The organism is Microbacterium sp. (assembly GCF_047972865.1).
Lineage (GTDB): Bacteria > Actinomycetota > Actinomycetes > Actinomycetales > Microbacteriaceae > Microbacterium.
Map to the genome: position 1 here is coordinate 1 of NZ_JBKEAY010000074.1, position 6,729 is coordinate 6,729.

The window sequence follows — 6,729 nt, forward strand, 5'->3', positions numbered from 1 at the left end:
CGAGCCCGGAGGCGCACGTGAGCGCCGCCGACGGCGTGGTGACGATGAACCCGATCTCGGGGACGTTCCGCCACCCCGCGGGCGGGGCCACGGCCGCGACGCTGTCGGAGTTCCTGTCCTCCACGAAGGAGACGGAGGAACTGTTCATGGTCGTCGACGAGGAGCTCAAGATGATGGCCGCGGTGTGCGCCGACGGCGGCCGCATCACGGGGCCGCATCTGAAGGAGATGTCGCGGCTCACCCACACCGAGTACATGCTGAGCGGGCGCAGCACGATGGACCCGCGCGACATCCTCCGCGAGACGATGTTCGCGCCCACGGTCACCGGCTCCCCGATGCAGAACGCCTGCGCCGTCATCGAACGGCACGAGCGCACCCCGCGCGGGTACTACTCCGGCGTCGCCGCGCTGTTCACGCCGCGGCCCGACGGCGGCCACGACCTCGACGCACCGATCCTCATCCGCACCGCCTACCTCGTCGACGGCAGGTTGCGGGTGCCGGTGGGCGCGACCCTCGTGCGTCACTCCGACCCCGACGGAGAGGTGAGTGAGACGCACGGCAAGGCCGCCGGTGTGCTGGGGGCGATCGGCGCGATCGAGCGCGACTCGGCCACCCCCGACGACGAGGACGACGACGCGCCCGCCGCGGCACCGCTGCGACTCGCGGACGATCCGGCCATCGCCGCCCAGCTGGCGTCGCGCAACGCGCGGCTGGCGTCGTTCTGGCTCGAACCGCAGTCCGACGTGCCGGGACCGTTCGCGGGACGCAGCGCCGTCATCGTCGACGCCGAGGATCGGTTCACCACGATGCTCGCCCACCAGCTTCGTCACCTCGGCTTCGAGGTCACCGCGGCGCACTGGAGCGACGACATCGATGTGTCCGCCGCCGACGTGCTGGTCTCGGGACCGGGCCCGGGCGACCCGCGCGACGTCACGTCGGAGCGCATCGTGCGGATGCGCGAGCTCGTGGATGCCCGCCTGGCCGCGGGACTGCCGCTGCTGGCGGTGTGCCTCAGCCACCAGATCCTCGCCGATCGGCTCGGCCTCGACCTGGCCGCGCTGGAAGCCCCGCACCAGGGGCTGCAGAAGACCGTCGACGTGTTCGGGTTCCCGGCATCCATCGGCTTCTACAACACCTTCACGGCCCGGGTGGCGCCCGGCACGACCTCGCACGGCGCCGCCGACGTCGCCGCCGACGCCGCCTCCGGCGACGTGTACGCCCTGCGCGGTCCCCGCTTCAGCTCGATCCAGGGCCACCTGGAGTCGATCCTCTCCCGCGACGGCTACCAGACCCTGCAGCGCCTGATCGCCCACGCCCTGGTCTGACCCCCGCCCCAGCCCCGCAGTCCCCAGCCCGACCCCTGGCCCGCGAGACCGCAGCCGCGGTATCGAGACCCCGCGGAATCCGCGCCGTCTCGATACCGCCCGTGTAGTTTCGCGGCTGAGGGGGGTGGTGGCGGGGGTGGCGGGGGCGGAGCAGGTCAGCCGAAGAGTGCGATCGGGTTGAAGACGTCGGCGAGGATCAGGATCGCGCCCATCCCGACCAGCGCGATCACCACCACGAACGTCACCGGCACCAGGGCCGTCGCATCGACGGGTCGGGGCGGCGGACGCCGGAACACCTTCGCCCACCCGCGGCGGATGCCGTCCCACAGGGCCACCGCGATGTGGCCGCCGTCCAGCGGGAGGAGCGGGATGAGGTTGAACACGAACAGCGCGATGTTCAGCGATGCCAGCAGACTCAGCAGCGCCGAGGCGCGGTCGCGGATCGGGGCGTCGATCGCGGCGACCTCCCCGGCGATGCGGCCGGCCCCGACGATCGACAACGGCCCGTCGGGGTCTCGTTCGGATCCTGTGAACAGGTCGACGGCGGTCTCGTACACCTTCACCGGCAGTTGCACGATGATGCCCGCGACGCGCCCGGTCTGCTCGAACGCGGCCGTCGGGCCGTCCGCGATCGGCTGACGCTCATATCCGACGACCGCGGTCATGCCGACGAAACCGACCTCGGCGGTCGTGACCGAGCCGTCGGTGGCGAGCACCTCGCGTTGGGCGAGCATGGGGGTCACCTGCAGCGGCAGGGTCCGGCCGTCACGGTCGACGACCACCTCGAGGGCCGTCCCCGGGGAGGCTTGGATGATCGTGGACGCCTCGGCGAACGTGGACACCGGGGTGCCCGCGACCGAGACGATGACATCTCCCGGCTCGATGCCGGCGGCGCGCGCGGGCGAGATCGGGTCGTCAGGCGTGCAGGTGGTGCGCTCGACGTCGGCGGCGACGACGCACTCGTTCACGCCCGCGATGGTCGTGGTGGCGGTCTGGATGCCGACTCCGCTGAACACGATCGTGAACAGCACGACGGCGAGCAACAGATTCATGACCGGTCCGCCCAGCATGATGACGATTCGCTGCCACATCGGCAACTCGTAGAACGCGCGCTTCCCGTCGGAGCCGGCGAGGGTCTCGTCGTTGGCGTCGCGGGCATCCTGCACCATCGTGGCGAAGAACCCGCCGCCGGCACGCCCCTCCCCGCCGGCGTGCCGCGGTGACGGCGGGTACATCCCGGCCATGGAGATGTAGCCACCCACCGGCAGCAACTTGACGCCGTACTCGGTCTGCCCGAACCGCCGCGACCAGAGGGTGCGGCCGAACCCGATCATGTACTGGCCCACCCGCACGCCGAAGAGCTTGGCTGGCAGCAGATGGCCGAGTTCGTGGAGCGCGATCGACACCGCCAATCCCACCACCAGGAGGACGACACCGATGAGGAAGGCGAGCGCGGTCACGAAGGAACACGCTACCGGCCACGGCTTGGAGTTCACCGAGCCGGGCCGCGCGGGTGAGAGGATGGGGGTGCCATGCCCCGCGACCTTCCTGCTCAGCTGCCGCCGGTTCTCCGCCCGCAGAATCCGCCGCAGCGTCCGCTGTCCGACCTCGCCGCGACGTTCGGGCGCGACACCGTCGGCGACATGTCCGCCGTGACGGTACGCGGCATCACCCTCGCCACCGCCGACCTCCGTCCGGGCGAGGCGTTCGTGGCCGTCCGCGGGGCCCTCCGCCACGGCGCCGAGTTCGCCCAGGATGCCGCCGATCGCGGCGCCGTCGCCGTCATCACCGACGAAGCCGGCGCCGCCCTGGCCGCACCGACCGGTCTGCCGCTGGTCATCGTCGACGACCCGCGCGCCGTGCTGGGGGGGCTCTCGGCCTGGGTCTACGGCACCGACACCGACCTGCCGCTGCTGCGGGGGGTGACCGGGACCAACGGGAAGACGAGTGTGTCGCATCTGCTGGCCGGCATCCTCGCGCAATTGGGCGCCGTGACCGGTCTGTCCTCCACCGCCGAACGCCACATTGCCGGCGACGTGATCGTGTCGCGGCTGACGACGCCGGAGGCCTCCGAGTTCCACGCCCTCCTGGCGCTCATGCGCGAACGGGGGGTGGAAGCGGTGGCCGTGGAGGTCAGTGCACAGGCGCTCTCCCGGCATCGGGTCGACGGGATCGTGTTCGACGTCGCAGGTTTCACCAACCTCAGCCATGACCACCTCGACGACTACGCCGACATGGACGAGTACTTCGAGGCGAAGCTGCCGCTGTTTCGCCCCGACCGGTCACGGCGGGCGGTCGTGTGCCTCGACTCGTCCGCCGGCGCCTGGGTCGCCGAGCGCGCCGAGGTGCCGGTGACCACGATCATCACCCCCGCCATCGCGGCCGAACCGGACGCGGCGGCCGACTGGACCGTCGACATCGTCGACGAACGCCAGGACGGCACCGAGTTCGTCCTGCGCTCGGCGGACGGCCGGTCGCTGCGGTCGACCGTTCCGGTGATCGGACGGCATATGGCCGCCAACGCCGGGTTGGCGATCCTCATGCTGCTGGAGGGCGGCTACCCCTGGGAGCGCCTCGTTGCGGCGCTGGACGGCGCGCGGGTCGACGCGCACCTGCCGGGGCGCACCCAGCGTGTCTCTGGCGATGCCGGACCGGCGGTGTACGTCGACTTCGGCCACTCACCCGACGCGTTCGAGAAGACCCTCGCGGCGGTGCGCCGGGTGACACCCGGGCGGGTCCTGATGCTCGTCGGCGCCGACGGCGACCGCGACGCGACGAAGCGGCTCGACATGGGGCGCACGGCGGTGGAAGGCAGCGACATCCTGGTGATCACCGACCACCACCCGCGCAACGAGAACCCCGACACCATCCGTGCCACCCTTTTGGAAGGTGCCCGCGCGGCGCGTCCCGATGCCGAGATCCACGAGTATTCGCCCCCGGAGCGGGCCATCGTGGAAGCGGTGGCTCTCGTGGGCGACGGCGACGCGATCCTGTGGGCGGGTCCCGGCCACCAGGACTACCGGGACATCCGGGGCGTGCGCACCCCGTATTCGGCGCGCGAACTCGCGCGCCGAGCACTCCGCGATGCCGGCTGGCCCGTCCCCGAGCCCACCTGGCCGGTGCCCTACCCGGCCGACCGCACGCCGGCATCCGACCCCGAGCGTCCCATCCGCTGAGCGGACGGACCGCCCTCGGCTCAGCGGGCTGCGATCAGCTCATCCGCGGTCCGGCGCGCCCAGTCCTCCGCCTGGGCGAGGCTCTCCCGCGTCAACGCGTCGGGCGCGTCATGCGCGTCGATCACGGCCGCAACCGTGTCGAGGATGCCGGCGAAGCCCAGCGCGCCGGCGTGGAACGCATCGACGGCCTGCTCGTTGGCGGCGTTGAACACCGCCGGGAACGTGCCGCCGGCGCGACCGACCTGCTTGGCCAGGCGCACGGCGGGGAAAGCCACGTCGTCGAGTGGTTCGAACGTCCATGTCGTCGCCGTCGTCCAATCCAGCGGCACGCCGACGCCGGAGACGCGGTGCGGCCAGTCCAGACCGAGCGAGATCGGCAGCCGCATGTCCGGCGGGGACGCCTGGGCCAGTGTCGAACCGTCGACGAACTCGACCATCGAGTGCACGATCGACTGCGGGTGCACGACGACGTCGATGTCGTCGTACGGCACATCGAACAGCACGTGGGCCTCGATGACTTCGAGGCCCTTGTTGACGAGGGTCGCAGAGTTCGTCGTGACGACGCGGCCCATGTTCCACGTCGGGTGCGCGAGAGCCTGGGCGGGAGTGACCTCGGCCAGCCGTGCGGGCGACCAGCCCCGGAACGGGCCGCCGGATGCCGTCAGCACGAGCCGTCGCACCTCCTCGCGCGCCCCGCCGCGCAGCGCTTGCGCAATGGCGGAGTGCTCGGAATCGACGGGGACAATCTGCCCGGGTTCCGCGCGCACCGTCACGAGGTCGCCGCCCACGATCAGCGACTCCTTGTTCGCCAGCGCCAGGGTGCGTCCCGCCTCCAGAGCGGCCAGGGTCGGGCCGAGCCCCACCGAACCGGTGATCCCGTTGACCACCACGTCGGCCTCGACATCGCGCACCAAGCACTCGGCCTCCTCGGCCCCGACCGCGGTGTCGGCGACGTCGAACGCCTCCGCCTGCGCCGCGAGGTCGTCGCGCCGCGTGAACGCCGACAGCCCGACGACGTCGAACCGGTCGCGGTTCGCGCGAATCACCTCGAGGGTCTGCGTGCCGATCGATCCGGTGGATCCGAGCACCATGATGCGCCGCATCATGCGCACCTCCCGTTCGCGCTCACGGGGTGGGCGCGCTCTGCGCGGCCAGGATGTCGATGACGAACACGAGGGTGTCCCCCTCGAGGTTGGTCTCGTTGATCTCGCCTTCGCCGTAGCCGTCCGCGGGCGGGATCACCGCGAGCACCTGCGATCCCACCGTCTGTCCTTCCAGCGCCTTCTGGAAGCCGGGCACGTAGTTGGTCGTCGGCCCGGTCAGCGGAGTACCGCCGGCCCAGCTCTGGTCGAACACCTCGCCGTTGGACCACCGCACACCCTGGTATTGCAGCAGAACGTAGTCTCCGGCGGCGAGCTCATAGCCGTCGCCCTTCTTCAGCACCTCGACGGTCGTCTCGCTCGGGGGCTCGGAGTCCGGCAACGTCACGGCCGGCGTACCGTCGTCGGCGAGCGCGACGGTGGGCATCCCGTCGACGGGCGCCTGCGATTGGCCCCAGGCGGACATCGGCGTGACCGATAGGACATCCAGCACGTAGACCTCGCCGGGGGCGGTGTCGCTGCCGGGGAAGGCTGCGACGACACGCGAGCCCAGGGGGCTGCATCCGAAGACCTGCCCGAAGACGCTCTCCGGCGAGACCTGCACGGGAAGGAGCTCGCCGGGCGCGAAGCCCGTCGAGGTGATCTCATCCCCGGTCTCGGCGGAATAAGCGGTGAGCGTGTAGTTCACGAAGTCGCCCGCCGACACCCGTTCCCCGTCGCCTTCGACCACGGTCGACACCTCGAGTTCGGACACGGTCAGCGGTGCCTCGAAGGTCGCGGTGGCGGAGGTGCCGACCTCGCCCTCCACGCTGACGGCGTCGGAGCCCGAGCCGGACGCCGCCTGCGCATCGCACAGCGCGGCGTCGGCGGTGGTGACCGGGGCGGGTGCCCCGTCGGAGCAACCGGCCAGCAGGACGGCTGACACGGCGACGATGGACAGGGCGGACAGCGAGCGCAGACGCACGAAGGGACCTCACAGATGCTGGGTGGTGTGGGACCATCCTCCCCCATCGACCTTCAGACCGGGCTGTGAACACTCCCATGCGCGCAACGGCATCCATCGGGGAGTACTCTCGACGGGTGACCGCACAGCCGCCTCCCGACCCACAGGAGCAATCGGCGACCACC

5 protein-coding genes are annotated in these 6,729 nt (G+C 71.4%); 2 read left to right on the plus strand and 3 right to left on the minus strand.

Annotation, left to right across the window (positions count from 1 at the left end):
- A partial coding sequence (locus ACK5KK_RS04780) for an anthranilate synthase family protein (RefSeq protein ID WP_416888951.1) occupies positions 1 to 1,325 on the plus strand: 1,325 nt, incomplete at its 5' end.
- A gap of 155 nt (positions 1,326 to 1,480) precedes the next feature.
- Here the strand turns inward: ACK5KK_RS04780 and ACK5KK_RS04785 are convergent.
- Positions 1,481 to 2,785, minus strand: coding sequence for a M50 family metallopeptidase (locus ACK5KK_RS04785; protein WP_416888952.1), 1,305 nt, complete (start codon positions 2,783 to 2,785; stop codon positions 1,481 to 1,483).
- 72 nt (positions 2,786 to 2,857) lie between these two features.
- Here ACK5KK_RS04785 and ACK5KK_RS04790 point away from each other — a divergent pair, with 72 nt between their 5' ends.
- Positions 2,858 to 4,501, plus strand: a complete 1,644-nt coding sequence (locus tag ACK5KK_RS04790) for a Mur ligase family protein (RefSeq protein ID WP_416888953.1) — start codon at positions 2,858 to 2,860, stop codon at positions 4,499 to 4,501.
- A 20-nt stretch (positions 4,502 to 4,521) separates the two neighbouring features.
- On the opposite strand, the gene dxr is transcribed toward ACK5KK_RS04790, so the two are convergent.
- Positions 4,522 to 5,604 (minus strand): 1-deoxy-D-xylulose-5-phosphate reductoisomerase, encoded by a 1,083-nt coding sequence (gene dxr, locus ACK5KK_RS04795; protein WP_416888955.1) that lies wholly within the window; start codon positions 5,602 to 5,604, stop codon positions 4,522 to 4,524.
- A 22-nt stretch (positions 5,605 to 5,626) separates the two neighbouring features.
- Entirely contained in the window at positions 5,627 to 6,565 is a 939-nt protein-coding gene (locus tag ACK5KK_RS04800; protein ID WP_416888954.1) for an FKBP-type peptidyl-prolyl cis-trans isomerase, read from the minus strand.
- Between the last annotated feature and the right edge of the window lie 164 nt (positions 6,566 to 6,729).